The sequence below is a fragment of the Streptomyces sp. S465 genome, from assembly GCF_026898115.1.
In the GTDB taxonomy this organism is placed as follows: Bacteria; Actinomycetota; Actinomycetes; order Streptomycetales; family Streptomycetaceae; genus Streptomyces; species Streptomyces luomodiensis.
This window is the reverse complement of sequence record NZ_CP114036.1, coordinates 521,631-547,729: the sequence shown is the minus strand read 5'-3', so window position 1 is coordinate 547,729 and position 26,099 is coordinate 521,631. Positions and strand designations below refer to the sequence as shown.

27 protein-coding genes are annotated in these 26,099 nt (G+C 72.0%); 12 read left to right on the top strand and 15 right to left on the bottom strand.

Features of this window, described 5'->3' with window-relative positions:
- Window positions 1–356: 356 nt before the first annotated feature.
- Window positions 357–668: a hypothetical protein gene (locus N6H00_RS02570; RefSeq protein ID WP_268969869.1), complete on the top strand. Its 312-nt coding sequence runs from the start codon at window positions 357–359 to the stop codon at window positions 666–668.
- On the opposite strand, the gene N6H00_RS02565 is transcribed toward N6H00_RS02570, so the two are convergent.
- The 5 genes from N6H00_RS02565 to N6H00_RS02545 all read right to left on the bottom strand — a co-directional run bounded on the left by N6H00_RS02565 (window position 611) and on the right by N6H00_RS02545 (window position 6,124).
- Complete coding sequence (locus tag N6H00_RS02565; RefSeq protein ID WP_268969868.1) at window positions 611–1,390, bottom strand: pentapeptide repeat-containing protein; 780 nt, start codon at window positions 1,388–1,390, stop codon at window positions 611–613. The two genes, N6H00_RS02570 and N6H00_RS02565, sit on opposite strands and share 58 nt — an antisense overlap.
- Before the next feature lie 100 nt (window positions 1,391–1,490).
- Window positions 1,491–2,024, bottom strand: a complete 534-nt coding sequence (locus tag N6H00_RS02560; protein ID WP_268969867.1) for a ferritin-like domain-containing protein — start codon at window positions 2,022–2,024, stop codon at window positions 1,491–1,493.
- A gap of 385 nt (window positions 2,025–2,409) precedes the next feature.
- Window positions 2,410–4,560: a xanthine dehydrogenase family protein molybdopterin-binding subunit gene (locus tag N6H00_RS02555; protein WP_268969866.1), complete on the bottom strand. Its 2,151-nt coding sequence runs from the start codon at window positions 4,558–4,560 to the stop codon at window positions 2,410–2,412.
- A complete protein-coding gene (locus tag N6H00_RS02550) occupies window positions 4,557–5,549 on the bottom strand; it encodes an FAD binding domain-containing protein (protein ID WP_268969865.1) in 993 nt (330 codons plus the stop codon). The genes N6H00_RS02555 and N6H00_RS02550 overlap by 4 nt, the downstream gene beginning before the upstream one ends.
- A complete protein-coding gene (locus N6H00_RS02545) occupies window positions 5,546–6,124 on the bottom strand; it encodes a 2Fe-2S iron-sulfur cluster-binding protein (protein WP_268969864.1) in 579 nt (192 codons plus the stop codon). Before N6H00_RS02545 ends, N6H00_RS02550 begins: the two co-directional genes overlap by 4 nt.
- 242 nt (window positions 6,125–6,366) lie before the next feature.
- Here N6H00_RS02545 and N6H00_RS02540 point away from each other — a divergent pair, with 242 nt between their 5' ends.
- Window positions 6,367–6,945 (top strand): TetR/AcrR family transcriptional regulator, encoded by a 579-nt coding sequence (locus tag N6H00_RS02540; protein WP_268969863.1) that lies wholly within the window; start codon window positions 6,367–6,369, stop codon window positions 6,943–6,945.
- A gap of 184 nt (window positions 6,946–7,129) precedes the next feature.
- On the opposite strand, the gene N6H00_RS02535 is transcribed toward N6H00_RS02540, so the two are convergent.
- From N6H00_RS02535 to N6H00_RS02525, 3 genes are read right to left on the bottom strand one after another with little or no spacing between them, the layout of a single operon-like run.
- Complete coding sequence (locus N6H00_RS02535) at window positions 7,130–8,134, bottom strand: Gfo/Idh/MocA family protein (RefSeq protein ID WP_268969862.1); 1,005 nt, start codon at window positions 8,132–8,134, stop codon at window positions 7,130–7,132.
- Window positions 8,135–8,184: 50 nt separating this feature from the next.
- Window positions 8,185–8,961, bottom strand: coding sequence for an SDR family oxidoreductase (locus N6H00_RS02530; protein WP_268969861.1), 777 nt, complete (start codon window positions 8,959–8,961; stop codon window positions 8,185–8,187).
- 28 nt (window positions 8,962–8,989) lie between these two features.
- The gene (locus N6H00_RS02525) at window positions 8,990–10,168 is read right to left on the bottom strand and encodes a phytanoyl-CoA dioxygenase family protein (RefSeq protein WP_268969860.1); all 1,179 of its coding nucleotides are present in this window, start codon (window positions 10,166–10,168) and stop codon (window positions 8,990–8,992) included.
- A gap of 269 nt (window positions 10,169–10,437) precedes the next feature.
- On the opposite strand from N6H00_RS02525, the gene N6H00_RS02520 reads away from it, so the two are divergent.
- Window positions 10,438–11,127: a DJ-1/PfpI family protein gene (locus N6H00_RS02520; RefSeq protein WP_268969859.1), complete on the top strand. Its 690-nt coding sequence runs from the start codon at window positions 10,438–10,440 to the stop codon at window positions 11,125–11,127.
- A 68-nt stretch (window positions 11,128–11,195) separates the two neighbouring features.
- On the top strand, window positions 11,196–11,504 hold the full coding sequence (locus N6H00_RS02515) for a hypothetical protein (protein ID WP_268969858.1): 309 nt from the start codon (window positions 11,196–11,198) through the stop codon (window positions 11,502–11,504).
- A 51-nt stretch (window positions 11,505–11,555) separates the two neighbouring features.
- On the opposite strand, the gene N6H00_RS02510 is transcribed toward N6H00_RS02515, so the two are convergent.
- Window positions 11,556–12,347: an AraC family transcriptional regulator gene (locus tag N6H00_RS02510; RefSeq protein WP_268969857.1), complete on the bottom strand. Its 792-nt coding sequence runs from the start codon at window positions 12,345–12,347 to the stop codon at window positions 11,556–11,558.
- Window positions 12,348–12,448: 101 nt separating this feature from the next.
- On the opposite strand from N6H00_RS02510, the gene N6H00_RS02505 reads away from it, so the two are divergent.
- Complete coding sequence (locus N6H00_RS02505) at window positions 12,449–13,255, top strand: sulfite exporter TauE/SafE family protein (RefSeq protein ID WP_268969856.1); 807 nt, start codon at window positions 12,449–12,451, stop codon at window positions 13,253–13,255.
- 136 nt (window positions 13,256–13,391) lie between these two features.
- Here N6H00_RS02505 and N6H00_RS02500 read toward each other — a convergent pair whose 3' ends face one another.
- Entirely contained in the window at window positions 13,392–13,568 is a 177-nt protein-coding gene (locus N6H00_RS02500; RefSeq protein WP_268969855.1) for a hypothetical protein, read from the bottom strand.
- A 73-nt stretch (window positions 13,569–13,641) separates the two neighbouring features.
- Window positions 13,642–14,802, bottom strand: a complete 1,161-nt coding sequence (locus tag N6H00_RS02495) for a helix-turn-helix transcriptional regulator (RefSeq protein WP_268969854.1) — start codon at window positions 14,800–14,802, stop codon at window positions 13,642–13,644.
- Between the two features lie 62 nt (window positions 14,803–14,864).
- On the opposite strand from N6H00_RS02495, the gene N6H00_RS02490 reads away from it, so the two are divergent.
- The 6 genes from N6H00_RS02490 to N6H00_RS02465 all read left to right on the top strand — a co-directional run bounded on the left by N6H00_RS02490 (window position 14,865) and on the right by N6H00_RS02465 (window position 20,899).
- Complete coding sequence (locus N6H00_RS02490) at window positions 14,865–15,599, top strand: alpha/beta fold hydrolase (RefSeq protein ID WP_268969853.1); 735 nt, start codon at window positions 14,865–14,867, stop codon at window positions 15,597–15,599.
- Window positions 15,600–15,792: 193 nt separating this feature from the next.
- Window positions 15,793–16,509, top strand: a complete 717-nt coding sequence (locus tag N6H00_RS02485) for a GntR family transcriptional regulator (RefSeq protein WP_268969852.1) — start codon at window positions 15,793–15,795, stop codon at window positions 16,507–16,509.
- A gap of 109 nt (window positions 16,510–16,618) precedes the next feature.
- Window positions 16,619–17,626, top strand: a complete 1,008-nt coding sequence (locus N6H00_RS02480; RefSeq protein WP_268969851.1) for an ADP-ribosylglycohydrolase family protein — start codon at window positions 16,619–16,621, stop codon at window positions 17,624–17,626.
- A 72-nt stretch (window positions 17,627–17,698) separates the two neighbouring features.
- Window positions 17,699–19,198: a purine-cytosine permease family protein gene (locus N6H00_RS02475; protein WP_268969850.1), complete on the top strand. Its 1,500-nt coding sequence runs from the start codon at window positions 17,699–17,701 to the stop codon at window positions 19,196–19,198.
- Entirely contained in the window at window positions 19,195–20,205 is a 1,011-nt protein-coding gene (locus tag N6H00_RS02470; RefSeq protein ID WP_268969849.1) for a PfkB family carbohydrate kinase, read from the top strand. The genes N6H00_RS02475 and N6H00_RS02470 overlap by 4 nt, the downstream gene beginning before the upstream one ends.
- Window positions 20,206–20,296: 91 nt before the next feature.
- On the top strand, window positions 20,297–20,899 hold the full coding sequence (locus N6H00_RS02465) for a DJ-1/PfpI family protein (protein ID WP_268969848.1): 603 nt from the start codon (window positions 20,297–20,299) through the stop codon (window positions 20,897–20,899).
- An 11-nt stretch (window positions 20,900–20,910) separates the two neighbouring features.
- Here the strand turns inward: N6H00_RS02465 and N6H00_RS02460 are convergent, their stop codons facing one another.
- The 3 genes from N6H00_RS02460 to N6H00_RS02450 are packed head-to-tail and all read right to left on the bottom strand — an operon-like array spanning window position 20,911 to window position 23,318.
- On the bottom strand, window positions 20,911–21,714 hold the full coding sequence (locus tag N6H00_RS02460; protein WP_268969847.1) for a siderophore-interacting protein: 804 nt from the start codon (window positions 21,712–21,714) through the stop codon (window positions 20,911–20,913).
- 42 nt (window positions 21,715–21,756) lie between these two features.
- A complete protein-coding gene (locus tag N6H00_RS02455; protein WP_268969846.1) occupies window positions 21,757–22,665 on the bottom strand; it encodes a PDR/VanB family oxidoreductase in 909 nt (302 codons plus the stop codon).
- Between the two features lie 23 nt (window positions 22,666–22,688).
- Window positions 22,689–23,318, bottom strand: coding sequence for an MSMEG_1061 family FMN-dependent PPOX-type flavoprotein (locus N6H00_RS02450; protein ID WP_268969845.1), 630 nt, complete (start codon window positions 23,316–23,318; stop codon window positions 22,689–22,691).
- A gap of 194 nt (window positions 23,319–23,512) precedes the next feature.
- Here N6H00_RS02450 and N6H00_RS02445 point away from each other — a divergent pair, with 194 nt between their 5' ends.
- A complete protein-coding gene (locus N6H00_RS02445; RefSeq protein WP_268969844.1) occupies window positions 23,513–24,190 on the top strand; it encodes a TetR/AcrR family transcriptional regulator in 678 nt (225 codons plus the stop codon).
- 76 nt (window positions 24,191–24,266) lie between these two features.
- Here N6H00_RS02445 and asnB read toward each other — a convergent pair whose 3' ends face one another.
- A complete protein-coding gene (gene asnB / locus N6H00_RS02440) occupies window positions 24,267–26,099 on the bottom strand; it encodes an asparagine synthase (glutamine-hydrolyzing) (protein ID WP_268969843.1) in 1,833 nt (610 codons plus the stop codon).

Sequence of the window (26,099 nt, the reverse complement as noted above, 5' to 3'; positions counted from 1 at the left end):
CTGGGCGGGAGGGCCGGCCGGGTGGCGCCCGCCGTGGGCGGCGGCACGCGGCGGGGAAACCGGCTGGTTCCGGCTCAGCGGCGACAGAGACCGTCGTCGACGCACCACGCCGAGTTCGCGAACAGCGCGAGACACAGCAGACGGGCGGGTGCGGACATGTACTCGAGGATATGGTCCGGTTTCCGGAATACGGCCTTGCGTCTCACCATGTGAGCTGTGGTGTGAGCCACAGAGCCGCCGCGATGGACCGGGCGGACGATCAGTCACCGTTCCATCACAACGTCTTCACGGCACTCCCATGCCGACGTCCGCGCACCGCATGATGCACCCCCACCCTCCACGCACCGGGGAGACACATGCGCACCCGCACGGTCAAAGCCGCGACAGTGGTCGCCGCCACCCTGATCCTGACCGGTTGTTCCGCCGGCGGTGAGGCGCGCGACAGACGTACCCCGTCCGGCACCCCGGGCGCGGCCGAGAAAGCCGAGATCACCCGGCGCTGTGTCAACGCCATCGCCGACCGGGCCGCCGCCAACAAGGGCGGAGCGGTCCGCTCCGAACCCGTCCCCGAGCCGTGCGCCCGGCTGTCGGACGCCGACTATCTGGACGCCTACATGAAAGGTCTCGAGCAGGCGCACCAGGCCGCCCAGGAGTCCTCGCGGGGCTGATCCGGCACGGCGGCCGGCGGCACGGGGAGCCGAGCCGCCGCCCGGGTCCGGGCCGGGGCCCGGGTCCGGGCCGCCGCCCGGTCCGGATGGTCCGCGCAGGAATTCCGGGCGCTCGATCGGGAGCCGTCCGGGCACAGGACGTTTTCCCAGCTCGTCGTGGAGACGTCGGCCTTCCGCAGCCGCGCGCCGCGGAGATCGGAGTCGGACACGGTGGCCTCGGCCAGGTCGGCGCCGCGCAGGTCCGCCGCGGTGAGGCCGACGTGGCTGAGGGACGCCGCCCGCAGATCCGTGCCGGCCAGCCGGGCGCCGTCGAGGCTGACGTCCGTGAGGAGCGCCTTGCCGAGCGCAGCCCCGCTCAGATCCGCGCCGCGCAGGTCGACCTGCGAGAGGGTGGCGGAGGTGAGGTCGGCCCGGCGGAGGTCGGCGCCGCGCAGGTCGACGTTCTCCAGCGACGCACCGGCCAGCCGCCCCGCGTAGAGGTTGCCGCGGCGCAGGTTCGCCTCGGACACCAGTCCGGTCACGGTGGAGCGCTCGAGGTTGACGCAGCGCAGTTTCTTCTGCCACAGATCGGCACCGGCGACGGTACGGCTGGAGAGATCCTTGCCCGCATGGCCGGAACAGCTCCGGCCGTGTCTGTCCGCGCCGCAGCCGATGAGCAGCGCCGAGGACACGGCGGCGGTCACGATGACGAGGGAGAGCGGACGGGGCCGGCGCGTGGTCATGGGCCTGATGCCTCCGCGGTGACCGGGTGGTGATCCCTGCGCGACAGCTGGTACGCACAGCTCGTACACAGCGGAGTCCGGGCAGCGTCCCGGCGGGTGGTCAGATGCCGATCAGGTCCACCAAGTCGTCGGCGTGCTCCTCCTCTTCCTCCAGGATCGACTCCATCAGCCGGCGGGTGGTCGGGTCGTGTTCGCCCAGCCAGCGGATGATCTCCTGATAGCTGGCGATCACGATGCGCTCGGCGAGCAGATTGTGCTCCAGCATCGCCCGCAAGTCGTTGTCGGGCGGTGTGGTGTAGTCGGTGTGGGCGCGGCTTGTCAGCGAGGCCGGGTCGAAGTCGGGATCGCCGCCGAGCTGGGAGACGCGTTCGGCGGCGCGCAGCGCGTGCTGCATCTCCTCCTTCGCGTGCTCGGTGAACTCCGCGGACACCTGGGCGCGGTCGATTCCGCTGGCCGAGATGGCGTGGCGGGTGTAGCGCAGCCAGCACACCACCTCGGTCGCGATGACGTCGTTGAGGATGCCGATGACGCGGCCCTTGTCCAGGCCGTAGGCGTCCGTCACCGGCCCGGCCGCCATCTTCCGGCGGGCCTCGTCACGGATCCTGCTCACGTCCAGCACGAAGTCGTCGCTCATCACAGCCCTCTCTGCTCTCCTCGGACGCGGCGAGTGTTCCCCGCCGGGTCCGGAAGGGCTCCGGCGCGAGGGGAAGATGACTGGATCGCCGCACAGCGCCAGCCGATCGGCGGTATCCGGCCGCCACACGGCCGGTTCACGCGGCGTATCCGACGAGGCCGGCACAGGACTCCAGGCGGGTCCGGCGGTGTGAGGCGGGCGCCGGCGGTCGTGACGGCCGGTGACCGGGTCTGCCGCCCCGCCCGTACGGCCGAGCGGACTCGCCCGACGCGACCACCTCACGACCGCGGGCCGCCGCCCCTTCGGGACGGCGGCCCGCGTCTTCGAGCGGCGGCGCCGGCCAGGTTCCGCGGTCCTGGCCGGCGCCGGTCACCCGACGGGGAGGTCAGGCCCCGTGCCCGCCCTCCGGCAGGTTCGTCCCCGCCGACAGGACCCGGTCCGGGCGGATCGGCAGGTGGCGGTGGCGGACTCCGGTGGCGTGCCACACCGCGTTGGCGATCGCCGCGGCGGCGCCCACGATGCCGACCTCACCGACGCCCTTGATACCGACCGGGTCGTCCGGGTCCGGGTCGTCCACCCAGTCCGCCTCGACGATCGGCACATCGGCGTTCGCGGCGAAGTGGTAGCCCGCGAGATCGGGGCCCACATGGCCGCCCGAGGCCCGGTCCCTGACCGCCTCCTCGTGCAGGGCCATCGAAATGCCCCAGATCATCCCGCCGACGAGCTGGTTGCGCGCGGTCAGGGGGTTGACGATCCGGCCCGCCGCGAAGATCCCGAGCATCCGGCGCACCCGGACCTCGCCGCTCGTGACGTCCACGGCCACCTCGGCGAACTGGGCGCCGAAGGAGTGCCGTTCCTTCTGTGAGAGGGAGCGGATCACATCGGAGGTGTCGGACCGGGCGGTGATCCCCTCGGGCGGGATGTCGCCGCCCAGGGCCAGCCGCTCCCGCAGCTCGTTCACCGCGATCGCCACCGCCCACGCCCAGGACCGGGTGCCCATCGAGCCACCGGCGAACATCCCCGGGCCGAGGGCGCTGTCCGCGATGACCACCCGGACGCGTTCCGGATCGACCTTCAGCCCGTCCGCGGCGACCAGGGCGATGGCGGTACGGGCGCCGGTCCCGATGTCCGCCGCGTTGATCCGTACCGTGAAGGTGCCGTCCGCCTCCGCCGTCACGCCCGCCGTGGACGGGCCGACCCCGGAGTGGAAGCTGGCCGCCGCCATCCCGGTCCCGAGCAGCCACCGTCCCTCGCGGCGCACTCCGGGCCGGGGATCCCGGTCCGCCCAGCCGAACCTGCGGGCGCCCTCCTCATAGCAGGCGATCAGATTGCGGCTGCTGAACGGCAGGCCGGAGATCGGGCCCCGGTCGGGTTCATTGCGCACCCGCAGCTCGATCGGGTCGATACCGCACTTCTCGGCGAGTTCGTCGAACGCGCACTCCAGCGCGAAGGAACCGGGTGCCTCGCCGGGTCCGCGCATGAACGTCGGGGTCGGCACGTCGAGCCGCACGACCCGGTCGCTGGTGTGGTGCGCGATGGCGTCGTACATCACGCGCCCCACCGCGGCGCTCCGCTCGATGAATTCGTGGACGGTGGAGGTGAGGCACTCGTTCCGGTGGTCGAGCGCGCGCAGCCGTCCGTCGGCGTCGGCACCGAGCCTGACCCGCTGCGCCGTGGGGCTGCGGTAGCCGATGGCCGAGAACATCTGACGGCGGGTCATGACGACCCGCACCGGGCGCTGGAGGACGGTCGCGGCCATCGCGGCGGCCACCTGGGTGGGCCGGACCGTCTTGGAGCCGAAGCCGCCGCCGACGTGTTCGGACCGCACCCGTACCGAACCCGGGTCGAGGGAGAAGATCTGCGCGAGCTCGGTGGCCACCAGCGTACTGCCCTGGTTGGAGTCCAGGACCTCGAGCCGGCCGCCGTCCCAGTAGGCCGTCGCCGCGTGCGGCTCCATGGGGTTGTGGTGCTCTTCCGGGGTGGTGTACTCCGAGTCCACGACGAACGCGGACGCGGCGAGCTCGGCCTCGACGTCTCCCTTGGACTGCACCGCGGCCCCGAAGGGCGACTCCGCGGGGGTGTACGCATCGGGGTGGCCGGCGAAGAACGTGACGTCGTGCGGCTCCTGGTCGTAGTGGACCACCAGCTGCTCGGCGGCTTCCCTGGCCTGCTCCGGCCGTTCGGCGACGACCAGCGCCACTGGCCAGCCCATGAACGGGACACGGTCGTTCTGGAAGACCCCGAGGATCGGGTCCGGCCGCCCGAGCATGCTCGTGTAGTCCATGTTGACGCGCGGAGCGTTCTCGTGGTGGAGGACCGCGAGGACACCGGGCATCGCGAGGACGGGTTCGACCTCGACCGAGCGGACGCGGCCGCGGGCGACCGTGGACAGCACCAGCCAGCCGTGGGCGAGTTGGGGCAAGGGGATGTCGCCCGTGTAGCGGGCCGCTCCGGTGACCTTGTCCCGGCCCTCGATGCGGGTGCGCGCGGTGCCGAGGGCCCCTGTCACCAAGGGGGTTCCGGTCGTGGTGGTCATCGGGCGGCCTCCTCGGCGAGTTCGGTCAGCATGGCCACGACGAGGTTGCGCATCAGCGGCACCTTGTATCCGTTGTGCGGCAGGACCTTCGCGGCGGCCAGTTCGGCGTCCGCGGCGGCGGCGAACGCGTCGGCGCTCACCGGGCCCCCGGTCAGCGACCGCTCGGCCACCCGGGCCCGCCACGGCCGCGAGGCGACCGCTCCGAAGGCGAGGCGGACGTCGTGGACGACCCCGTCCCGGACGTCGAGGGCGCCGGCGATCGAACCGATCGCGAAGGCGTAGGACGCGCGCTCGCGGACCTTCCGGTAGCGGGAGTGGGCGGCGACCGGGGCCGGGGGCAGGGTGACGCCGGTGATCAGCGCACCGGACGGCAGCGCCGTCTCCAGGTGCGGGGTGTCGCCCACGGGCAGGTAGAAGTCCGCGAGCGGCAACTCGCCCGGCCCGTCGGTGGTTTCGTACGACACGACGGCGTCGAACGCGGTGAGCGCGACCGCCATGTCCGAGGGGTGGGTGGCCACGCAGTGCCCGGAGGCGCCGAGAATGGCGTGATTGTGATGCTCACCCTCGATGGCCGGACAACCGCTGCCGGGGCGGCGCTTGTTGCAGGGCGACACCACATCGGTGAAGTAGCCGCAGCGGGTGCGCTGGAGCAGGTTGCCGCCGACCGTGGCCATGTTGCGCAGCTGCCCGGACGCGCCGGCCAGGACGGCCTGTGTCAGGGCCGGGTAGCGGCGCCGTACCTCGGGGTGGGCGGCGAGGTCGCTGTTGGTGACGGTGGCGCCGATCCGCAGACCGCCGTCCGCGGTCGACTCGACCCGGTCCAGGGGCAGTTCACGGACGTCCACCAGGCGTCCGGGGCGCTCCACGCCGGTCTTCATCAGGTCGACGAGATTGGTGCCGCCGCCCAGGAAACGCGCGTCCGGATCGGCGCCCAGGACGGCGACCGCCTCGGAGACGTCCACGACGCGCTGATAGCCGAACTCCCTCATGCGACGGCCTCCTTGCTGGTGGTCGTGGTCGTGGTCGCCCGCGCCTCGGCCGCCCGGGCGACCGCCTGCACGATCGACACGTAGGCGCCGCAGCGGCACAGGTTGCCGCTCATCCGCTCCCGGATCTCGTCGGCGGTCAGTGGTGGGGGTCCCGCTTCGGGATGGACATCGGTGGTGACGGCGCTCGGCCAGCCCGCCGCGTGTTCCTCGATCACGGCGAGGGCGGAACAGATCTGCCCCGGAGTGCAGTAGCCGCACTGGTAGCCGTCGAGGTCGAGGAACGCCTGCTGCACCGGATGGAGCCGGTCGCCGTCGGCCACGCCCTCGATGGTGGTGACCTCGCGGCCCTCGGCGGCCACGGCGAGCTGGAGGCAGGAGACGGCCCGCCGGCCGTCGAGCAGTACCGTGCAGGCGCCGCACTGCCCCTGGTCGCAGCCCTTCTTGGTGCCGGTGAGGTCGAGGTGCTCACGCAGGGCGTCGAGCAGGGTGGTGCGGTGGTCGACGGGCAGCGTGTACTTCTCGCCGTTGATGGTCAGCGTGATGACGCTGGACGTCGACGAGGGGGCTGTGGCCATGATCAGCCTTCTTTCGCGGGTGTGGTGCGCGTCGAAGTCGTTCAGGGGGAGGGTCCCGGTGAAGGCCCCGAGGATGCGGGATGCGCGAGAAACCCGGTCGGCGCTCGGTCCCGGCCATCCACACGGGCCGTTTCTGCCGGTAAGGTGAGCCTAAGCGGACAACTGTCCGCTGCGCATGAACTTAGCGGACAGCTGTCCGGTGAGCAAGGTCGGCACTGAGCCATGGCCGGAATGGAGGACGAGTGCGGGGAGAGAAGGACGCGCCTCTGCGCTCGGACGCGGCTGCGAACCGCGAGCGCATCCTGGAAGTGGCGCTGGCGGAGCTGACCCGCTCGGCGGATGTGCCACTGAGCACCATCGCGAAGAAGGCGGGCGTCGGCCAGGGGACGCTGTACCGCAACTTCCCCAGCCGCGAGGCCCTCGTTCTGGAGATCTACCGCCATGAGATGCGGCAGCTCGCGGACACCGCGGCCGAGTTGCTCCGCACCCGCGCACCGGATGCGGCGCTGCGGGAGTGGATGGCGCATCTGGCCCGGTTCGCCCTGGCCAAGGCCGGTCTGGCCGACGCGCTGCACAAGGCCACCAGCGCGCCCGGCGGCCCGGCCAAACCGGGACACGGCCTGGTGACCGAGGCCGTCGAGCTCCTGCTGGCGGCGAACGCGGACGTCGGCACCATCCGTCCGGGCGTCACCGCCGACGACTTCCTGCTCGCCATCTGCGGCCTGTGGCAGATCGATCCCCGTGACGACGGGCAGGCGCGCGCCCGACGGCTTCTGGACCTGGTCATGGACGGACTGCGCGCCGGCGCGCCGGGAAGGTGAGACGCCGCAGAGGACCGGCCCGCAGGGACCGGCTCTCATGCATCAGCTCTGGACGACCCGGCAGCTCAGCCGCCGGCCCTCGTGGGCCGTATGGCGACGGGCCGATCCGGTGGCGCCCCACGATGGCGAGCTCGCGGATCCGGGCCGCGCCCAGGATCTGCGCCGCGCGGCGGCCCGGCTGTCGTCATGCCGTCCGTACCTCTGCCAGGCTCACGGGGCGGTGCTCGTGCAGCGACAGTGTGCACGCCTCCGCGATCCAGCCGGCCTCCAGGGCGTCGGCGACGGTGCAGGGAGAGGGCAGCCGGCCCGCCACGACCTCGGTGAAGGCGGTGAGCTCGGCCCGGTAGGCGGCGGCGAAGCGGTCCATGAAGAAGTGGTGCGGGGCGCCGCCAGGGAAGGTGGCGCCCGGTTCGGCGGAGCGCAGCGGCAGCTTGTCCTCCAGGCCCGCGGCGATGCTGTCGGTCATGCCGTGGAGCTCCAGACGGGCGTCATAACCGCGGGCGTTGTGCCGCGTGTTGGAGACCACGGCGAGGGTGCCGTCGTCGAGGGTGAGGAGGGCGGAGGCGGTGTCCACGTCTCCGGCGGCCGCGATGTAGTCGGCTCCGCGGTTGGCCCCGGTGGCGTAGACCTCGGTGACCTCGCGGCCGGTGATCCAGCGGACGGTGTCGAAGTCGTGCACGCCGCAGTCGCGGAAGATGCCACCGGAGACGGCCACATAGGCGGCCGGGGGCGGCGCGGGGTCCAAGGTGGTGGACCGCACGGTGTGCAGCGGCCCCAGCTCACCGCTGAGCACCGCCTTCCGCGCGGCCACGTACCCGGGGTCGAAGCGCCGGTTGTAGCCGATCTGGACCTGCACGCCGCTGCCCTCGACCGCGCGCAGGACGGCGAGGCTCTCCGCGACCGTGCGCGCCACGGGCTTCTCGCAGAAGACCGGTACGCCCGCCCGCACGGCGGCGAGGACGAGCTCGGGGTGGGCGTCGGTCGCCGCGGCGATCACGACGCCGTCCACACCGGCGGCCAGCACGGCCTCCGGCGAGCCGACCGCTCGGGCGCCGAACCGCTCGGCGGCGGCGGTGGCGGCCGCGGTGACCGGGTCGGTGACCACGAGCGAGTCCACCGTGTCGATCGTGGACAGGGTCTCGGCGTGGAAGGCGCCGATCCGCCCCAGGCCCATGATGCCGATACGCATGAAAAGTCGTTCCCTTTCTGACAGTGCTTCCGACAGTGCGGCGGGGCGGGTCAGCCGAGTCCGCCGACGACGTTCTGGTCCCAGTCGATGACCGAGCCGGTGACGACTCCGCTGCGGTCGGAGAGGAGGAGGACGACGACATCGGCGATCTCGTCGACCTGGCCGAGCTTGCCCATCGGCTGGGCGCGGGCCGCCTCCTCGCGCCAGTCGTCACCGGCGTCGTGGAAGGCGCGCTGAACGGCGTCCTCGCCCTCGGTGTCGGTCCAGCCGATGTTGAGGCCGTTGACGCGGACGCGGTCCCAGCGGTGCGCGTGGGCGGCGTTGCGGGTCAGACCCGCGAGACCGGCCTTCGCCGCGGAGTACGGCGCCAGGAACGGATAGCCGCCGTGGGCGCAGTTGGAGATGATGTTGACGATGGTGCCCGGTGCCTTCCTGGCCACCATGTCGGCGATGGCGGCCTGCATGGCGAAGAACGGGGCGCGCAGGTTGATCGCGATGTGCGCGTCGAAGAGCTCGGGGGTGGTGTCCAGCAGCGTCCCGCGGGACGTGAGCCCGGCGGAGTTGACCAGGCAGTCGATCCGGCCGTGGGCCGCCACCACCTGTGCCACGCTGCCGCGCGCCTGCGCGGGATCGGCCAGGTCGGCGCGGACGAAGGAGGCCGTGGCTCCCTGGGCGGTGAGCTCCCGCGCCAGCGCCTCGCCGACATCGGGGCGGCGTCCGGTGAACGCCACGGTGGCCCCTTCGCGGGCGGCGGCGCGGGCGATACCGGCGCCGACTCCCTGGCTGCCGCCGTTGACCAGGACGATCTTGTCCTGTAGCAGTCCCATCAGTGGTGTGTCTCCTTCAGCTCTGGCTTCAGCTCCGGCGGCGCTCGGCGCCGGCCCGCAGTTCCGCGCGCAGGGTCTCGGGGGTCCAGGCGTGCTCCAGGGCGCGCCGGAGCGTATCGGCCTGGGAGGGCGGGGCGAGGCCGTCGACGGGCGGGTCGAGGTCGAGGTTGGTGGGGAAGGGGTAGCCCTCGGCGCAGGCCGCGACCACGTTGTGCAGCCAGTCCTCGGTGGCGCCTTCGGCCTTGCGCCGCCGCAGGATGGGAAAGACGGCGTTGACCACGGCCTCGCGGTCGACGGTCTCCATGGCCCGGCCGAAGGCGGAGGAGATCTGGAGCAGGTTCGCCATGCGCCGGATGTCCGTGGAGCGGTTGTGCCCGGCGGCGTGGAAGAGGGCGGGGTTGAAGAAGACCGCGTCGCCCGCCTCCAGCGGCAGCTGGACGTGGTGCTCGGCGAAGTAGGCCATGAACTCCGGGCGGCGGAAGGCCAGGTAGCCGGGTTCGTACCGCTGTGAGTACGGCAGGTAGAGCGTCGGGCCGGACTCCAGGGGCATGGCGCAGTGGGCGACCGCGCCCTGAAGGGTCAGGACGGGGGAGAGCCGGTGGACATGGGCGGGATAGGCCGCGGCCTGCGCCTCGGAGAGGAAGCCGAGGTGGTAGTCGCGGTGCGCGCTCTGGGCCGCGCCGCCGGGGTTGACCTGGTTGATCTGTGAGGTGACCTGGTAGCCGGGGCCGAGCCAGGCGGTGGCGACCAGGGCGAGGAGATCGTTGGCGTAGTAGTCGGCGAAGACCTCCGGTGCGCTCAGGGCCAGCTTCTCCAGCGCGTTCCAGACCCGGTCGTTGGCGCCGGGCTTCGCGAAGTGGTCGCCGCGGGCGGTGCCCGCCGCCCGCTCCTTCTCGATCAGCGCCGTGAACGCCTCGGTGGCCCGGTCGAGGACCGACGGGTCGGGGAAGGCGCGCTTGAACACCACGATGCCGGGACCGTCCAACAGGATGTGCACCAGCTCCGCCTGCGCCTCCCGGCGGCCGGACGGCGTGGCGGCGCGGGCGCGCAGGCGGTCGCCGTCGTAGACGGGAACGTGTCGCTCCACCGCGTCGGCGCCCGGGTGGCCACGGGGGTCGGTGGGCCGCTCGACCAGGGCGCGGAAGGCGTCCAGACCGATGTCGGCCTCACTGAGCCAGGTATGAGACCTCGGGGCGACGGGAGACATGACGTTTCTGATCCTTCCTGTGAGCTGCGGCTTTCTGTCAGTGTTGTTATCAGGTGAACATCAGGCAATCCGCGGCAGCCCTTCAAAACCCCACCGTCGACCGGGTGCTCCACCACGACCTGAGTCAGGACCTGCGCGCGCGTGCCGCCCGACTTGGCGATATTCCGTTGAACCATGTCACTCATGCCGCTGGGAGGGGTTTCCGCGCCCGCATAGCGTCGGGACCGGGCCGGAAAAGACCGGCCCTGACCACACATGAGGGATGTTTCATGCTCGCCCAGGTTGTTCTGTTCGATGGCTTCGACCTGCTCGATGTCATCGCCCCCTACGAGGTGCTGTCCGCCGGCGGGCGGGCTTCCGGGGGAGCGTTGAGCGTTGAGCTGGTATCCGCCGAGGGGCCGCGCGAGGTGGTGAGCGGGGTCGGCGGCACACCGCTGCGTGCCACGGCCGTTCTCGATCCCGCCAAGGCGGACCTGGTGGTGGTCCCCGGTGCGGCCGGCCGGATCGGAGAACCCGGTGAGGACCCCGACCAGGACGCGGGGACGGGCGAATGGCACGAGGACGACACCGTCCCCGTCCTGATGGGCCGCACCCTGGAGACCGACCTGCCCAGGCTGCTGAAGGAGGCCATGGACCGCCCGGAGGTGACCGTGGCCACGGTGTGCGGGGGCTCCGTCGTCCTGGCCATGGCCGGCCTGTTGGAGAACCGCTACGCCACCACTCACCGCATGGGGCTGGACCTGCTCGACGCCACCGGCGCCAACGCGGTCCGGGCCCGCGTCGTCGACGACGGCGACCTCGTCACCGGTGCCAGTGTGACCTGCGGACTCGATCTGGGCCTGTACCTGCTGGAGCGCGAGCTGGGGCCGCGGATCGCCCACGCCGTCGAGCAGCTGATCGCCCACGAGCGCCGTGGCACCGTCTGGCGCGCTCACGGACCCGAGCCCCTCACCTTCTGACATCTGTGCTCTCGTCCGAACCGTCCTGTCCCGTTCTGTCCCGTCCCACCGTGAGGAAGCACCGCATCATGTCCGTCGAAGGCACCTGGGATCTGTCCATCTCCACACCGATCGGCCGGATCAGGCCCGTGGTCGACATCCGGCGCGCGGAGGGCGCCCTGACCGGTACGGCCCGCGCCGGGGACGAGGAAGTCCCGCTGACCGATCTCTCACTCGACGGCGACCGGCTCACCTGGCGTCAGGCCATCACCAAGCCCATGCGGCTGAACCTCGCCTTCGCCATGACGGTCGACGGTGACACGATGACCGGCACCTCCAAGGCCGGGCGCCTGCCCTCCTCCAAGGTCACCGGACAGCGCCGCGCCGCCCAGGGGTGAACCTCCGCGTCCGGGGCGCCGATGAGGTGCTCGGCGCCGTCGTCCCGCACGTCACCGAGCACCCTGGCGCCCCGGACCTGCCCCGGTGTGGAAGGCGGTCGGCGGGCGGCCGAGCAGCTTTTTGAAGGCGGCCGTGAACGCGGCGGGGTTGTCGTAACCGAGGGCGGCCGCGAGGCGGGTCACCGGTACCCCCGCCGCCATCTGCTGCAAGGAGTGCGCGATGCAGGCCCGTTGCCGCCATTGCTGGAAGCTCATCCCGGTGTCCCGGTGGAACAGACGGCCGAGCGTGCGTGCGCTGACGTTGAGGGCCGCGGCCCAGCGAGCGGGTGGGTCATGGATGTCGGGGGCGCGCAGAAACGCCTCGCACAGCCGGCGCAGCCCCGGATCGGTGGGGAACGGGACGTCGAGGGGGAGCGGGGTGAGGTTTCTGAGCTCGTGGAGGATGAGGCTGACGAGGGTGGCGTCGCGGCCGTGGTCGGGGTAGCGGGGCTCCATCTCGACGGCGTCGAGGATGAGCGCCCGCAGCAGGGCGGAGACCTCGACGACCCGGCAGTGCGGAGGGAACCACGGCACGGCGCCGGGTTCGATGTAGAGGCTGCGGGTGCTGACCCCCACCATGGTGACCTGGTGCGGGGTCCTGGGCGGGATCAGTACGGCGCGGGCCGTGGGCACGGTCCAGGCGCCCTCCGCGGTCTCCACCCGCATGACGCCGGTGGCGGCGTAGAGGACCTGGGCACGGCGATGCTCATGGCGGGCGAGGAGGTAATCGTGGGGGTAGTCGGTGCCGATGGCCAGCACGGCCCGGTCGAGGTCGTCCACCTCCGCCACGGGGATGTTGCGCACGGCACGAGACTACGCCGGTCCGGCCGGGGTGTCCGCTGCGCGTAAGGAAATGGCGATCGATCGATTGCTCGCCAGAACGGGGAACTCATAGCGTCCTTTCCGTGCTGACCTCGTTCCTCGTCCTGTTCCTGTTCGGCTGCCTGACCGGTGTCACCACGGTGTTCTTCGGTTTCGGCGGCGGCTTCATCACCGTCCCCGTCGTCTACGGCTTCCTGCGTGCCACAGCCGGTTCCGGTACCGACGCCATGCATGTCGCGGTGGCGACATCGACGGCGGTGATGCTGGTGAACGCCGTGGTCGCGGCCCTGGCGCAGCTGCGTCAGGGCCGGCTTCGCCGGGAGTACGTATGGCCGCTGGCGGCGTTCATCATGGTCGGCGCGGTCGCCGGATCCTTTGTGGCGACCTGGATCGGTGGCACGCTGCTGCGTGTCCTCTTCATCGTCTATCTGCTGGTGACGATCGCCGACAGCCTGCTGCGAAAGGGGTTTCTGTCGGTCGCCCACCATGAGCGGCCGCAGCCCCTCGGGCGGGCCGCCACGAGGTTCGGCGGGGTCGGGATCGGCGCGGTCGCCTCCTGTCTGGGGGTGGGCGGCAGCGTCATGACCGTCCCTCTCCTGCGGCGCAGGGGCCTGCCGATGGCCAACGCCATCGCGATGGCCAACCCCCTCAGCGTTCCCGTGGCCGTGGCCGGTACCGTCGTCTACGCGCTCGCCCCCGCCGTCCCGGCGCACGCGGGCCGTTTCGGCTACGTGGACCTCGTGGCCTGTGCCGCTCTGCTCAGCGGATCACTGCCCACCATCGCCGTGGCCAGGCGTGTCGCCGGACGTGTTCCGGACCGTATCCACTCCCTGGCCTACATCGCCCTTCTCGTGCTCGTGTCGGTCGTGATGGTCGCCACGGGGATCTGACCCGTCACCACCCTCCGCACCGGGGGCCGTTGGCGGCGTAGCTCACCTCGGGTGTTCCGGCCGAGCCGGTGCGGCTCGGGCCATGGGGAGACAGCTCATGGGCGCGGACGCCGTCCACCGTTGCGACCGGCCCGGCTCACAGGCAGTGGCGCACGAGCCATTCGTCGGGGTTGAACGTGTCCTTCGCGGGATCCGGCGCGATGGCCGCCCGCTCTTCCACCGTGTCCTCCAGCCGGATGCGCTCCGGCAGTGTGCCGAACCGGGCACGGCGCACCGCCTCCGCGGCATCCGGGACATCCCGCGTATGCGACATCACATGGTCCCTTCGGTAGTCGGGGAGGCAACCGCTCCGTCCAGCCGATGCTCGCAGCCACGTTCGTCACCCGTCAAGTAGGTGACGATCCGGAGTGTGCGGTATCCGTGCCCGCCGGCGCCTCCCCGTCGGCGGTGCCGGGGACCGCGTCGGCGCAGTCGGCGAGGCGTCGGGCCAGGGCGCGCACATGGCCGCGCAGGGCGTCCGGATACTCGATCACGAACGGCAGATCCAGCCAGGCGAGCACGGAGGGGACCCACTCCAGCCGCTCGGCACGCAACCGGACCCGCACCCAACCGCCGCCTTCCTCCGCCCCGGAGGCGGCCGGTGGCGGTGGACCGGCGGTCCGTGCCGCGTCACCGGCCGCCGCCGAGTCGGTGCCCGAGGCAGTATCCGCGTCGGTGCCCGAGGCGGTGTCCCGCGCCGGGCCGGACGCGAGCTCCGTCACGGTGGCCAGGCCCGGCGGGAGGCGGTGGCGGACCTGCTCGACCGTGCCGTGGACCCGCAGCGACACCTCGTGCGAATAGGGCACCCCGGCGAGCCCGGACAGCACCCGGGCGGCCGGGTCGAACCCCGTGGGCACCTCGAACGACCCCGGCAGCACCGTCGCGCTCTCGATCCGGTCCAGCCGGAACATGCGCACCTCGCCACTGGCCGAGTCCGCCCCGGTCACGTACCAGCGCCCGGAGTGGGCGACGATCCCGTACGGGCACACGGTGCGCTCGCTGCGCCGGCCCTTCCACGCGGTGTAGCCGATGGCGACCGGCCGGCGGTCCCGCGCGGCCTCCGCGAGCACCAGCAGCACATCCGTCTCGGGGACGACCACGGGCCGGCTCGGGGTGGTGAAGTCGGCGGTCGCCAGCAGCGCGTCCAGCCGGCGGCCGAGCGCCTCGGGCAGCACCCGGCGCACCTTGGCGGCGGCGCTCTCCGCCGCCGCGACGGACGTGGTCACCAGCCCGGCCCGCCGGCCGGCGACCAGTCCGAGCAGCACGGCCAGCGCCTCCTCGTCGGTGAGCATCAGCGGAGGCATCCGGTAGCCGGGGGCGAGCCGGTAGCCGCCGTATCGGCCGCGCACCGACCGGACCGGGACGTCCAGGTCGACCAGGTGGCCGACGTAGCGCCGGACGGTGCGTTCGTCCACGCCGAGCCGGTCGGCCAGGTCGGCGACGGTGCGGGTGCCACCGGCCTGGAGGATCTCCAGCAGGGCGAGCACGCGGGCAGTCGGTCGGTTCATGCCCGAAGTATCCCGCGCATACCGGGCGGGTCCTGCCCGGTATCGGTCCTAGCGTAAGGACCATGGCAACTTACGTACTCGTTCCCGGATTCTGGCTCGGAGCCTGGGCCTGGGCTTCCGTGGCGGCCGACCTGCGCGGCCGTGGGCACGACGTCCACTCGCTCAGCCTGACCGGGATGGGCGAACGGGCGCATCTGGCCCGGCCCGACACCGACCTGGAGACGCACATCACCGATGTGCTCAACCTGATCCGTTACGAGGACCTGCGCGACGTGGTGCTGGTCGGGCACAGCTACGCCGGTGCGGTGGTGATCCCGAGCGTGGCGGACCGGATGCCGGAGCGGATCAGCCGGCTGGTGTTCATCGACAGCGGACCGCTGCCGGACGGAATGTCCCACGCGGAGTTCACCCCGCCGGAGGAACGGGCCCACAACGCCGAGCTGGTGCGCGCGGAGGGAGACGGCTGGCGGCTGCCGCCACCGCCGTGGCAGCGGACGGCCGCCGAGGCGTCCGGGCTGCCCGAGCACACGCTCGAACGGCTGACGCGGCTGTCGGCGCCGCAGCCGTGGGCCACCGCCACCACTCCGGTCCGGCTGACCGGGGCGTGGGAGAAGCTGCCGCGGCTGCATGTGCTGTGCAGCTTCCCGGTGGAGCAGGTACGGGCGGTGGCCGCCACCGTACCGGCCTTCCGCCACATGGCGACCGACGACTGGGACCACCGCGAGCTGCCCGGCTGGCACTGGCCGATGTTCGACCGGCCAAGCGAGCTGGCGGCGATCCTGCACGACGCCGCCTGACGGCCGGTCGACGTCCGCGTACGGCTCGCCACCCGTCTTCGGTGGCGAGCCGTACGGAGCCTATCCACACCAGTACCAGGCACCCGGACACGCCCCGGCGGACACGTGGGCCATGCGTTCCGGTCCAGGCCAGATGGGACAGGGCGCTGGATGGGACTAGACAGGACTGGACATGTATGGCTAACGTCCGGACATGCCTAAACAGGTCCTCAAGCATCAGCGCATCGCCCGCGTTCTGGCCCGTGAGATCCACAGTGGCGCCCTGGAACCGGGCAGCAGGCTGCCCGGCGAACACGCGCTGACCCGGCGCTTCTCGGTCAGCAGGGCCACCGTTCGGCAGGCACTGGACGAGCTCAGCAAACAAGGGCTGATCTCCACGCACGCGGGTGTCGGCTCGTTCGTCACCTTCGACGGCGGGCTGCTGGACAACCGCCTGGGATGGACCAGGGCACTGGCCGACCAGGGCGCCCGGATCACCACCGAGGTCCTCCGTCTGGACGTGGTGCGCGATGCCCGGCTGGCCGGTGAACTCGGCATCGAGGGCGTCGAGTTCATGGCGCTGGACCGGTTGCGGGTGCTGCCGGAGGGCACTCCCGTCGCGCTGGAGCGCAGCCGGGTGCCGATGGTCCCGGCGCTGGCCGAGGTCCCGCTCGGCGGACTCCTGGACGGCTCGCTCACCAAAACCCTCGCCGCGGTCGGCCTGCGGGCCACGCACGGGGACGAGTGGGCGTCCGTACGGCAGCTGACCGCCGAGGAGGCGACACCGCTGCGCCGCCGGGAGGGCGAGGTCTGGCTCAACACCCGCCGGATCGGCCGTGGGGCCGACGGCGGGATCGTCGAGCAGGTGACCAGCCTGCTGGACCCCGCCCGCTTCCAGCTGCACCTCGGCTTCGGCGAGCAGCCCGGATGAGCCGCCCCCCGGCGTGCGCCCGGACCCGCCGCACCACCTCGGCACCCGCCGGCGGGGCCGCCGGGCAGACCAGTGCGAACCCCGACAGGAAGACCGACAGGAAGACCGGATGAACCACCAGCACGACCGCGCGCTCGGCGCTCTGTACGGCCTGGCGATGGGCGATGCCCTCGGTATGCCCACCCAGATCATGTCCCGGCGGTCGATCGTCGCCCGGTTCGGCGTCGTCACCGATTTCGAACCCGGCCCGCCGGACAACCCGGTGAGCGCCGGAATGCCCGCCGGTTCGGTCACCGACGACACCGATCAGGCCGTTGTCGTCGGCCGGCTGCTGACCGGGTCCGGCGGACGCATCGACCCGCTGCGGCTCGCGCACGAGCTTCTGGAGTGGGAGCGGGCCATGAAGGCCAAGGGCTCCTTCGACCTGCTCGGTCCCTCCACCAAGGCCGCCCTGGAAGCCGTGTCCCGTGGCGTGCCGCCGCACGAGGCGGGCAAGTCCGGTGCCACCAACGGCGCGGCGATGCGCATCACCCCCGTGGGCGTCGCCTTCCGGGACCAGCCACTGGAGCCGTTCCTCGACCGGGTCGCGGAGGCGTGCCAGGTCACCCATGACACCTCCATCGGCATCGCCTCCGCCGCCGCCGTGGCCGCGGCGGTGAGCCGGGGCGTCGACGGCGGCGATCTGGAGGACGCCTTCGAGGCGGCGGTCACGGCGGCCGAGGCCGGCGTCGAGCGCGGCCACTGGGTCGCCGGCGCCGATATCGCGGCCCGGATCCGCTGGGCCGTGGAACTGGTCCGCGATCTGCCCGAGCGGCAGGCCCTGGACCGCATATGTGACCTGGTCGGGACCAGCGTCGCCAGCCAGGAGTCGGTCCCCGCCGCCTTCGCCGTGCTGGCCCTCGCCGAGGGCGACCCATGGCGGGCCTGCCTGCTGGCGGCCAACCTCGGCGGTGACTGCGACACCATCGGCGCCATCGCCGGTGCCGTCGCGGGCGCCGTCGGCGGCGCCTCGGGACTGCCCGAGGAGGCCCTCGCCACCGTGCGTTCGGTCAACGGTCTCGACCTGGAACCGCTGGCCACGGCCCTGCTCGCGCTGCGCGCCGGCACGGCCGAGTGACCCTGTGACCGCCCCCAGATCCGCACCGGAGCGCCCCCCAACGGGCCCCCGGACAGAAAGACAGGTACCACCATGGCGGCTTCAGACAACGACCGCGTCGGCTCCGTGGAGACCCGAGGCATCGAACCGGTTCCGGACGCCGAGCGCCACGGCCACGCGGCCCAGATGTTCTGGACCTGGTTCGCCGCGAACATCAGCATCCTCGGCCTGCCGCTCGGCGCGGCGCTGGTCAGCTTCCGCGGCCTGAACATCTGGCAAGCGGCCGTCGTGGCCGTGCTCGGGTCCTTCGGCTCGTTCGCCCTGGTGGGCGGCCTCAGCATCGCCGGGAAACGGGGCGGAGCGCCCGCCCTCACGCTCTCCCGCGCGGTGTTCGGGGTCCGCGGCAACGCGGGCCCCACCCTGGTCACCTGGATGAGCCGGCTCGGCTGGGAGACCATCAACACCACCACGGCCGCCTTCGCGCTGCTGGCCCTGCTCGACGCCGCCTTCGGTATCCGGCGGAACACCGTCCTCACCGTGGTGTGTCTGCTGGTCTTCATCGGCTGCACCCTGCTGATCAGCGGCCTCGGACACGCCACCATCATGTGGATCAACAAGTGGGCCAGTTATCTCTTCGGCCTGCTCAACCTGGTCGTGATCGCCTTTCTCGTGACCACCGTGGACTGGGCGAGGGTTTTCCACGCCCAGGCCGGGCCGGTGAGCTCCATGGTCGTGGGCGTCGGCATGATCGCCGCCGGCACCGGGATCGGCTGGGCCAACACGGGTGCCGACTACGCCCGTTATCTGCCCCGGCGGATTCCCGGCGGCAGGCTGGTGGCGGCCTCCGCCTTCGGCGCCGGTATCCCGCTGGTCGTGCTGATCTCGCTGGGCTCACTGCTCGCGGCGGGCGAACCGGATCTCGCCTCCGCCTCCGACCCGGTCTCGGCGATCGACACGATGCTGCCGTCGTGGATGTCCATCCCGTACCTGATCGCCGCGTTCGGCGGACTGCTGCTCTCCAACCACCTGTCCGTCTACTCGGCCGGACTCACCATGATCACCCTGGGGATACGGGTCCGGCGTACCCTCGCCGTGGGCCTGGACGTGGTCGTCACCTTCGCGGGCGGGATCTACTTCATCCTGATCGCCAAGGACTTCTACGGCCCGTTCATCACCTTCCTCACGCTGCTCGCCGTGCCCATCAACGCCTGGGTGGGCGTCTTCGCGGTCGACCTGGTGCTCCGCCGGTCCTACGACGGCGCGGCCCTGATGAACGTCGGGCCGTCCAGCCGCTACTGGTTCCGGGGCGGGGTCGCCTGGGCCGCGATGGTCGCCTGGGCGGCCGCCATCGTGGTGGGCCTGCTGTTCACCGAGGCGAGCACCAGCGCGACCGACGTGTGGTTCTCCGGGCCGTTCGCACACAGCTGGATCGGGTCCAACGGACTGGGGTGGGTGGTGACCCTGGCGCTCGCGGCCGCCGGCTACGCGCTGCTGCGCAAACTGGACGGCACCGTCCGCGCGGAGGCGGCCGGAGCGGAGACTCAGGAGCAGCGGCAGGGCACGCCCGCTCCGACCGCGCGGGAGACCTCATGAGCGGCCGCGACGGCGTCCCCGGCGTCCTCGGCGATGCCACCGGCGGCCGGCTGGTCCTGGTCGGCAACACCATCGTCGACCTGGTGATGCGGGTGCCCGCGCTGCCCGAACGCGGCGGCGACGTCGTCTCCGGGGACACCACCTTCACCACGGGCGGCGGATTCAACGTCCTGGCCGCCGCCCGCCGCCTGGGCCTGGCGGCCGTGTACGCGGGGGCCCACGGCACCGGGCCGTTCGGCGACCGGGTGCGGGCCGATCTCGCCCGGGAGGGCATCGAGGTGGTGCTGCCCGCGCTCGCGGAGGCGGACACCGGATTCTGCGTGGCCTTCGTGGACGGCGGCGGTGAGCGCACCTTCGCCACCAGCCTCGGGGCGGAGGCCCGGCTGACCGAGACCGACGCGGCGGCCGTGCTCGCCGCGCTGCGCCCCGGCGACCTGGTGCAGATCTCCGGATACGGGCTCGCCTACCCGGTCAACGGGCCCGTCCTGGCCTCACTCGTCGCGCGGCTGCCGGAGCACATCCGGGTCTTCCTCGATCCGGGCCCCCTGGTCGACCAGATCCCCGAGGAGGTGCTGGAACCCGTCCTGGCGCGCTGCGACTGGATCAGCTGCAACCAGCGTGAGGGGCGGCTGCTGACCGGCCGGGACGACCCGCGGGAGGCCGCGGCCGCGCTCGCCGCCCGGCTGGGCCCCCGCACCGGAGTGCTGCTGCGGGCCGACGCGGCCGGCTGCTGGCTGGTCCCGCCCGGCGGGGAGGCCCTGCACATTCCCGGCCGCCGGGTGACCGCGGTCGACAGCAACGGCGCGGGCGACGCCCACACCGGAGCGTTCCTGGCCCTCCTCGGCCACGGACTGGACCCGGACACCGCCGTGCGCGGTGCCAACGCCGCGGCCGCCTACGCGGTCACCCGGCACGGCCCCGCCACCGGGCCGACCCGCGGCGAGCTGCTGGACTTCCTCGACGGCGAACCACCGGCCGCGCGGCTGTCGTCGGTGCTCCGGGGGTAGTCCGCCCGCGGTCCCGCCGGGGGGCATCCGCCGCGCCCGGCCGCGAGGGAAACCCGTGGCCGGGCGGACGCGGGTCTGGTTGGATCGCGGCATGGCCCACGACGACACGCGGAAGATCGGGATCCTGCTGTTCCCGGAGGTGGAAGAGCTGGACGCCATCGGTCCGTGGGAGGTGCTGTCGTACTGGACGCGCAACTTCGCCGCGGACGGGTGGCAGGTGTTCTGCTTCTCCGCCGACGGCAACCCCGTCACCTGCGCGAAGGGACTCACCGTCGCGGCGCATCACGCGATGGCCGACCTGCCCGCACTGGATGTGCTGCTGCACCCCGGCGGCCAGGGGACCCGGCCGCAGCTGACGGACGACCGGCACCTTCAGTGGGTCCGCTCCCAGCGGCGAGCGGTTCCCCTGATGACGAGTGTGTGCACCGGCTCGCTGGTCTATGCCGCGGCCGGGTTGCTGACCGGGCGGCCCGCGACCACGCACTGGGCGTCGCTGGACCGGCTCGCGGAGCTCGACGCGACGATCGAGGTGCGGCCCGGGGAGCGGTTCGTCGACGACGGTGACGTGATCACCTCCGCGGGGATCTCGGCCGGTATCGACATGGCTCTCCACCTGGTGGCCAGGCTGGTGTCGCCGGAGCGCGCGCGTCAGGTGCGGCGTGGCATCCAGTACGACCCCCAGCCACCGGTGTGAGCTCCCGGCGATCAGCCGGGGCTGGAGCGGCCGTGCCGCCAGTACCCGAAGAACGCGATGTCCGGCTTCGGCACGGCGCGGTCGTGCACCAGATGACGGCGGAGCCCGGTGGCCAGTCCGGCCTCCCCGGCGACCCAGGTGTAGAACCGGCCCGGTCGCAGCGACGACTCCTTGATCGCTTCGAGCGCCTGTCTGCCGGGCAGGGTGCCCGCGCCGTTCCGGGCCAGCCACCGCACCCGAACGCCTTCGGGGGCGATGATGTCCGGGCGTATGTCGGCGGTCTCGGACACCTCCAGGAAGACCTCCGCGGCCAGCGACGCGGGGGCGTGCTCGAGGATGGCGAGGATCGCGGGCACGGCGCTCTCGTCCCCGGCGAGCAGCTGCCAGGTGGCATGCGCCGGCGGCAGATAGGTCAGGCCCATGTCGAAGATGCCCGCCGGGTCCCCGGGCCGGGCGCGCCGGGCCCAGGCGGAGGCCGGGGAGTCGCCGTGCAGGGCGAACTCGATGTCCACTTCGCCGCGTTCCGGCCGGACTCGCCGGATGGTGTAGTTGCGCACCCAGGGTCTGCGTGATTTCGGCAGCAGGAGTATCTCCGCCATCCACGCCTCGCTGGAGAGCTTGGGCATTCTCAGGCTGTCCTGCCCCTCGCGGGGAAAGAACAGCCGCACGGTCTGGTCGAAGCCCATGGGCGTCAGGTGTTCCAGTTCCGGGCCGCCGAGCGTGATGGTCGTGAAACCGGGTGTCAGCTTCGTGTTCCCGCGCACCTCCAGGGTGATCATTCGCCGTGATTGGGGGGTGCGCACCTTGGGCAACATGTCTTCCTCCGCCTTCCGTTTCGGGTCCGCTCGCCGCCGCGGTCACAGGTCCAGGACGAGCCGGGGGGACAGTGCGCGGGAGACACAGGCGTACATCCGGCCCGTGGGGGCGCCGATGTCGTCCCGGTGCTCGGGCTCGCCGTCGAGGACGCCGATTTCGCAGCTGCCGCAGACACCTTCGCGGCATCCGGAGGCCACGGGCGTTCCGGCGTGGTTCAGCGCGTCCAGCAGCGACTCGCCGGGCGCCACCTGGACCGTCCGCCCCGACCGGGCGCACACCGCCTCGAATTCCGTGTCGGGGGCGAACGACCTGGGCACCGGGCGGAACCGCTCGGCGTGCAGCCGTCCGGCGGGGAAGGCGGCCTCCGCCGCGGTGAGCATCGAGGTGGGGCCGCAGGCGTAGACCAGCGCACCGGGGTTCAGCGCGGACGCCAGGGCGGCCAGGTCCGGCCTGCCCTGCTGCCGCGTGGCGACGATCCGTACCCGATCGCCGTGGCGGGCGCGCAGTTCGTCGACGAAGGGCATGGTCTCCACCGACTGCCCCAGGTACACCAGCGACGCCGGAACGCCCGCGGCGGTGGCCGCCCGCAGCATCGGCAGGATGGGGGTGATGCCGATCCCGCCGGCCAGGAAGAGATACTCCGGTGCGGGATGGAGCGGGAAGTGGTTCCGGGGCAGCGACACCTCGAGGGTGCGGCCCTGGCGCAGGAACCGGTGGATGTACTCCGAACCGCCCCGGCTGAGCCGCTCGTACCGTATCGCGACGCGGTAGGACTCCCGGTCCGCCGGGTCTCCGCACAGCGAGTACTGCCGGGTCAGCCAGTTCGGCAGGGCCAGGTCGACATGGGCGCCCGGCTCCCAGGGCGCCAGCGGACCGGTGGCGCCGCGCAGGACGAGGGAGACGACGTCTTCGGCGACCCGCTCGATGTGGTCGACGATGGTCTGTTGCATGGGTGATCCACCTTGTGGCGTGCTCAGTAGAGGGTGCGGTAACTGTCTTCGAGGACCTGGTCCAGGACCTCGGGCGCGATGTCGAGTCCCAGCTGGGTGGCGAACATCTCGCCGGCCGACGGCAGTTCGTCGGCGAGGGCCTGGCTCGCGGGGTCCCACAGCCGGGACCGGACGATCGCGCGGCCGCAGTGCCCATAGGCCTCCGCCACCTCGACGATGATGGCCAACTCCGGTGTCCTGGCCTCGGTCTGCATCCGGGCGAGCACATCGGGTTCGTCGGTCGGATACCCGCGGCCGTTGACCCGCAGCGTCTCCCGCACGCCCGGGACGAGGAACAGCAGCCCGATCCCGTCGTTCTCGGCGAGGTTGCGGAACGAGTCGGCGATCCGGTTGCCGGGCCGGTCGGGGATGGCGAGCGTGTGCTCGTCGAGGACCTTCACGAATCCCGGGTAGTCGCCACGGGGTGAGGAGTCGGCGCGCCCCGCGGCGTCCGCGGTGGCCATGACCAGGAACGGCGAATGCGCGATGAAGCGGTGGAACTCGTCGTCGATGTGGTCGAGGATCTTCTCCTTGACCATGGCGTCGGGCGCACCGAGCCGGGCGCGGACCTCGGCCGGTGACACCCGCCGAGGGCGCGTGCTGGTCTGCGTCACGAAGACTCCTTCGGGGAGGGGATCGGGTGAACGGGCGGGGGAGGCGGCGGACGCACGGGCCGGAGCCGGACGCCCGCTCCCGCCGCGCTGCCGACCGCGGTCGTTGACCGCTCCGCCGCAGCTCGTGGCACTATTGTGAGCAATTACTCAGGTCCTGCGCCACTCGCTTTCCCAGGCGCCGTCCAGGAGGTGTCATGACGTCAGGCCGGCACGGACTTCAGCCACGTAAACAGCCACGCCAGGCCCGAGCGGAACTCACCCGGCAGCGCATCCTCACCGCGGCTGCTCACGTTTTCGCCGAATACGGCTACGCCGCCGGGACCACCAACCGCATCGCCGAACGCGCGCGGGTCTCCATCGGCTCGCTGTACCAGTACTACCCGAACAAGGACGCCATCCTGGTCGAGCTGCTGACCCGCCACCTCGATGCCGGGGAGGCCGCCGTCAGGCGTCGCCAGCAGGAGGAGTCGCCCGACTCCCTCGAAGAGATCATGCGCGGTTTCGTGCGCACCGCGATCGAGAACCACCGTGACGACCCGCGGTTGCTCCGCGTCATGGTCGAACACGGGCGCCGGGTGCCCGGGTTGATCGAGAAGATGGCCCGGCAGGAGCGGGAACGGATCGCCTACACCCGGGAGTTGCTCGAAAGCCATCCCGAGGCCGTGGTCGAGGACACCGAAGTCGCCGCCCGGCTCATCGTGACCACGATCGAACTGGTCGTCCACATGCTCATCGCCGCGCCCGACACCGTCGACCCCGTCCGGCTCGAGAACGAACTGGCCGCGATGGTCATCCGCTACCTCACGGCCGCGCCGGCCGGTCTGCCCGTCGTCGAGCAGACGCCGGGGGAGCGGCCGCGGGAAACGCGGTAGAACGCAAGGGTGGTGGACGGGGACCTGGCGGGCCAGGTCCCCGTCCACCACCTGTGGTGCGGCCGGGCCGCGGGGGTCAGTCCAGCGTGATGGTGGGCTTGCGCAGGTCGATCCAGGTCGCCAGGTCGAGGGCGCGTTCGATGACGGCGCGCTGCCGGGTGGAGATGGCCTCCGCGGGCGCCTCGATCGCCTCCTTCAGCGTTTCGGCGCGGCACAGCTCGAGGGCCGGGTGTCCCGAGGTGAGGAGGTCGCCCGCCTGCCGCTTGATGGCGGCGAGATAGTTGGGGTCGAAGCTGCCGGGGTAACCGCTCTTCTTGCGGTTGGCGACGGATTCGGGCAGCACATCGCGGGTGGCCTCGCGCAGGATGCTCTTCTCCCGCCCGTCGAACGTCTTCAGCGACCAGGGGGTGTTGAAGACGTAGGAGACGAGGCGGTGGTCGCAGAACGGCACCCTGACTTCCAGACCCACGGCCATGCTCATCCGGTCCTTGCGGTCCAGCAGCGTGTTGACCATGCGGGTGAGGTGCAGGTAGCAGACCTGCCGCATGCGCTTCTCCAGACCGGTCTCACCGTCCTTGACCGGGGCCTCGTTCACCGCGGTGAGGTAGTGGTCATGGAGGTAGGTGTCCAGGTCGAGCTTTTCCTTGAGGTCGTCGGACAGCAGGCTCTTGGTCTCGCCGAGCGTGGCTCCTCCGGCGAGCCACGGGAAGGTGTCGGCCTCGCGCCGCTCGTCGTGGAACCACGGGTAACCGCCGAACACCTCATCGGCCGACTCGCCCGACAGGGCCACGGTCGACTGTTCGCGCACGGCCTTGAACAGCAAATAGAGCGAGTTGTCCCGGTCGCCGAGCCCGAGCGGCAGGTCCCTCGCCGCGATGGCGGCCCGCCTGACGGCCGGGTCGGACAGCGCGGAGCCGTCGAGCACGATGTCCCGGTGGTCGCACTTCACATGCTCGGCCACGGCGTGCACATAGGGCGTGTCGACGCTGGGCGCCACGTCGATCGCGCGGAAGTTCTCCGCCTGGTTGGGGAAGTCCACGGCGAAGCTGCGCACGGTCTCGCCCTGCTCGCCCAGCCGGCGGGCGGCCAGCGAGGTCATCGCCGAGGAGTCCAGCCCGCCGGAGAGCAGGGTGCAGCGGGGCACATCGGCCACCAGCTGACGGGCGATGATGTCCTCCAGCAGCTCCCGCACATGGGCGACGGTCGCTTCCTGGCTGTCGGTGTGCTCGGAGACCTCCAGGCGCCAGTACGCCTGTTCGCGCAGGCCGTTGCGGTCGACGACGGCGATGTGGCCGGGGCGCAGCTCCTTCATGCCCCGCCAGACCGCATGGCCCGGGGTCTTGGCGAAGGAGAAGATCTCCCGCAGCCCGTCGAGGCCGACCACGGGGGCGGCGAGCGGGTTGGCGAGGATGGCCTTGGGCTCGGAGCCGAACAGGACGCCGTCGTCGGTCTCGTAGTAGTAGAACGGCTTGATGCCCATCCGGTCCCGGACCATCACCAGCTTCTCGGTGCGGGAGTCCCAGATGGCGAAGGCGTACATGCCGTTCAGCTTCTCGGTGAGGGACTCACCCCACTCGAGGTAGCCGCGCAGGACGACCTCGGTGTCGGAGTCGGTGGTGAAGCCGTGGCCCCTGCGGCGCAGCTCATCGCGCAGCTCGGTGAAGTTGTACGCCTCACCGGAGTAGACCATGCTGACCGGCCCGTCGGCCGTGTCGACGGTCATGGGCTGGGCTCCGCCGGGCAGGTCGATGACGGCCAGCCGGCGGTGGCCGAGCGCCGCCCGGCCGGTCACCCACGCTCCGGCCGCGTCCGGGCCCCGGCAGGCCATCGTCTCCGTCATGGTGTCGAGGAGCTGGCGGTGAAAGGTCAGGTCGCGGCGGTAGGAGACCCAGCCGGTGATGCCGCACAC

What these genes read in the sequence shown, in the direction of transcription:
- N6H00_RS02570 (WP_268969869.1), top strand. Translation starts at nt 357, where the DNA reads ATGCGCACCCGCACGGTCAAAGCCGCGACAGTGGTCGCCGCCACCCTG.
- N6H00_RS02565 (WP_268969868.1), bottom strand. Translation starts at nt 1,390, where the DNA reads ATGACCACGCGCCGGCCCCGTCCGCTCTCCCTCGTCATCGTGACCGCC.
- N6H00_RS02560 (WP_268969867.1), bottom strand. Translation starts at nt 2,024, where the DNA reads ATGAGCGACGACTTCGTGCTGGACGTGAGCAGGATCCGTGACGAGGCC.
- N6H00_RS02555 (WP_268969866.1), bottom strand. Translation starts at nt 4,560, where the DNA reads ATGACCACCACGACCGGAACCCCCTTGGTGACAGGGGCCCTCGGCACC.
- N6H00_RS02550 (WP_268969865.1), bottom strand. Translation starts at nt 5,549, where the DNA reads ATGAGGGAGTTCGGCTATCAGCGCGTCGTGGACGTCTCCGAGGCGGTC.
- N6H00_RS02545 (WP_268969864.1), bottom strand. Translation starts at nt 6,124, where the DNA reads ATGGCCACAGCCCCCTCGTCGACGTCCAGCGTCATCACGCTGACCATC.
- N6H00_RS02535 (WP_268969862.1), bottom strand. Translation starts at nt 8,134, where the DNA reads ATGCGTATCGGCATCATGGGCCTGGGGCGGATCGGCGCCTTCCACGCC.
- N6H00_RS02530 (WP_268969861.1), bottom strand. Translation starts at nt 8,961, where the DNA reads ATGGGACTGCTACAGGACAAGATCGTCCTGGTCAACGGCGGCAGCCAG.
- N6H00_RS02525 (WP_268969860.1), bottom strand. Translation starts at nt 10,168, where the DNA reads ATGTCTCCCGTCGCCCCGAGGTCTCATACCTGGCTCAGTGAGGCCGAC.
- N6H00_RS02520 (WP_268969859.1), top strand. Translation starts at nt 10,438, where the DNA reads ATGCTCGCCCAGGTTGTTCTGTTCGATGGCTTCGACCTGCTCGATGTC.
- N6H00_RS02515 (WP_268969858.1), top strand. Translation starts at nt 11,196, where the DNA reads ATGTCCGTCGAAGGCACCTGGGATCTGTCCATCTCCACACCGATCGGC.
- N6H00_RS02500 (WP_268969855.1), bottom strand. Translation starts at nt 13,568, where the DNA reads ATGTCGCATACGCGGGATGTCCCGGATGCCGCGGAGGCGGTGCGCCGT.
- N6H00_RS02495 (WP_268969854.1), bottom strand. Translation starts at nt 14,802, where the DNA reads ATGAACCGACCGACTGCCCGCGTGCTCGCCCTGCTGGAGATCCTCCAG.
- N6H00_RS02490 (WP_268969853.1), top strand. Translation starts at nt 14,865, where the DNA reads ATGGCAACTTACGTACTCGTTCCCGGATTCTGGCTCGGAGCCTGGGCC.
- N6H00_RS02485 (WP_268969852.1), top strand. Translation starts at nt 15,793, where the DNA reads ATGCCTAAACAGGTCCTCAAGCATCAGCGCATCGCCCGCGTTCTGGCC.
- N6H00_RS02480 (WP_268969851.1), top strand. Translation starts at nt 16,619, where the DNA reads ATGAACCACCAGCACGACCGCGCGCTCGGCGCTCTGTACGGCCTGGCG.
- N6H00_RS02475 (WP_268969850.1), top strand. Translation starts at nt 17,699, where the DNA reads ATGGCGGCTTCAGACAACGACCGCGTCGGCTCCGTGGAGACCCGAGGC.
- N6H00_RS02470 (WP_268969849.1), top strand. Translation starts at nt 19,195, where the DNA reads ATGAGCGGCCGCGACGGCGTCCCCGGCGTCCTCGGCGATGCCACCGGC.
- N6H00_RS02465 (WP_268969848.1), top strand. Translation starts at nt 20,297, where the DNA reads ATGGCCCACGACGACACGCGGAAGATCGGGATCCTGCTGTTCCCGGAG.
- N6H00_RS02460 (WP_268969847.1), bottom strand. Translation starts at nt 21,714, where the DNA reads ATGTTGCCCAAGGTGCGCACCCCCCAATCACGGCGAATGATCACCCTG.
- N6H00_RS02455 (WP_268969846.1), bottom strand. Translation starts at nt 22,665, where the DNA reads ATGCAACAGACCATCGTCGACCACATCGAGCGGGTCGCCGAAGACGTC.
- N6H00_RS02445 (WP_268969844.1), top strand. Translation starts at nt 23,513, where the DNA reads ATGACGTCAGGCCGGCACGGACTTCAGCCACGTAAACAGCCACGCCAG.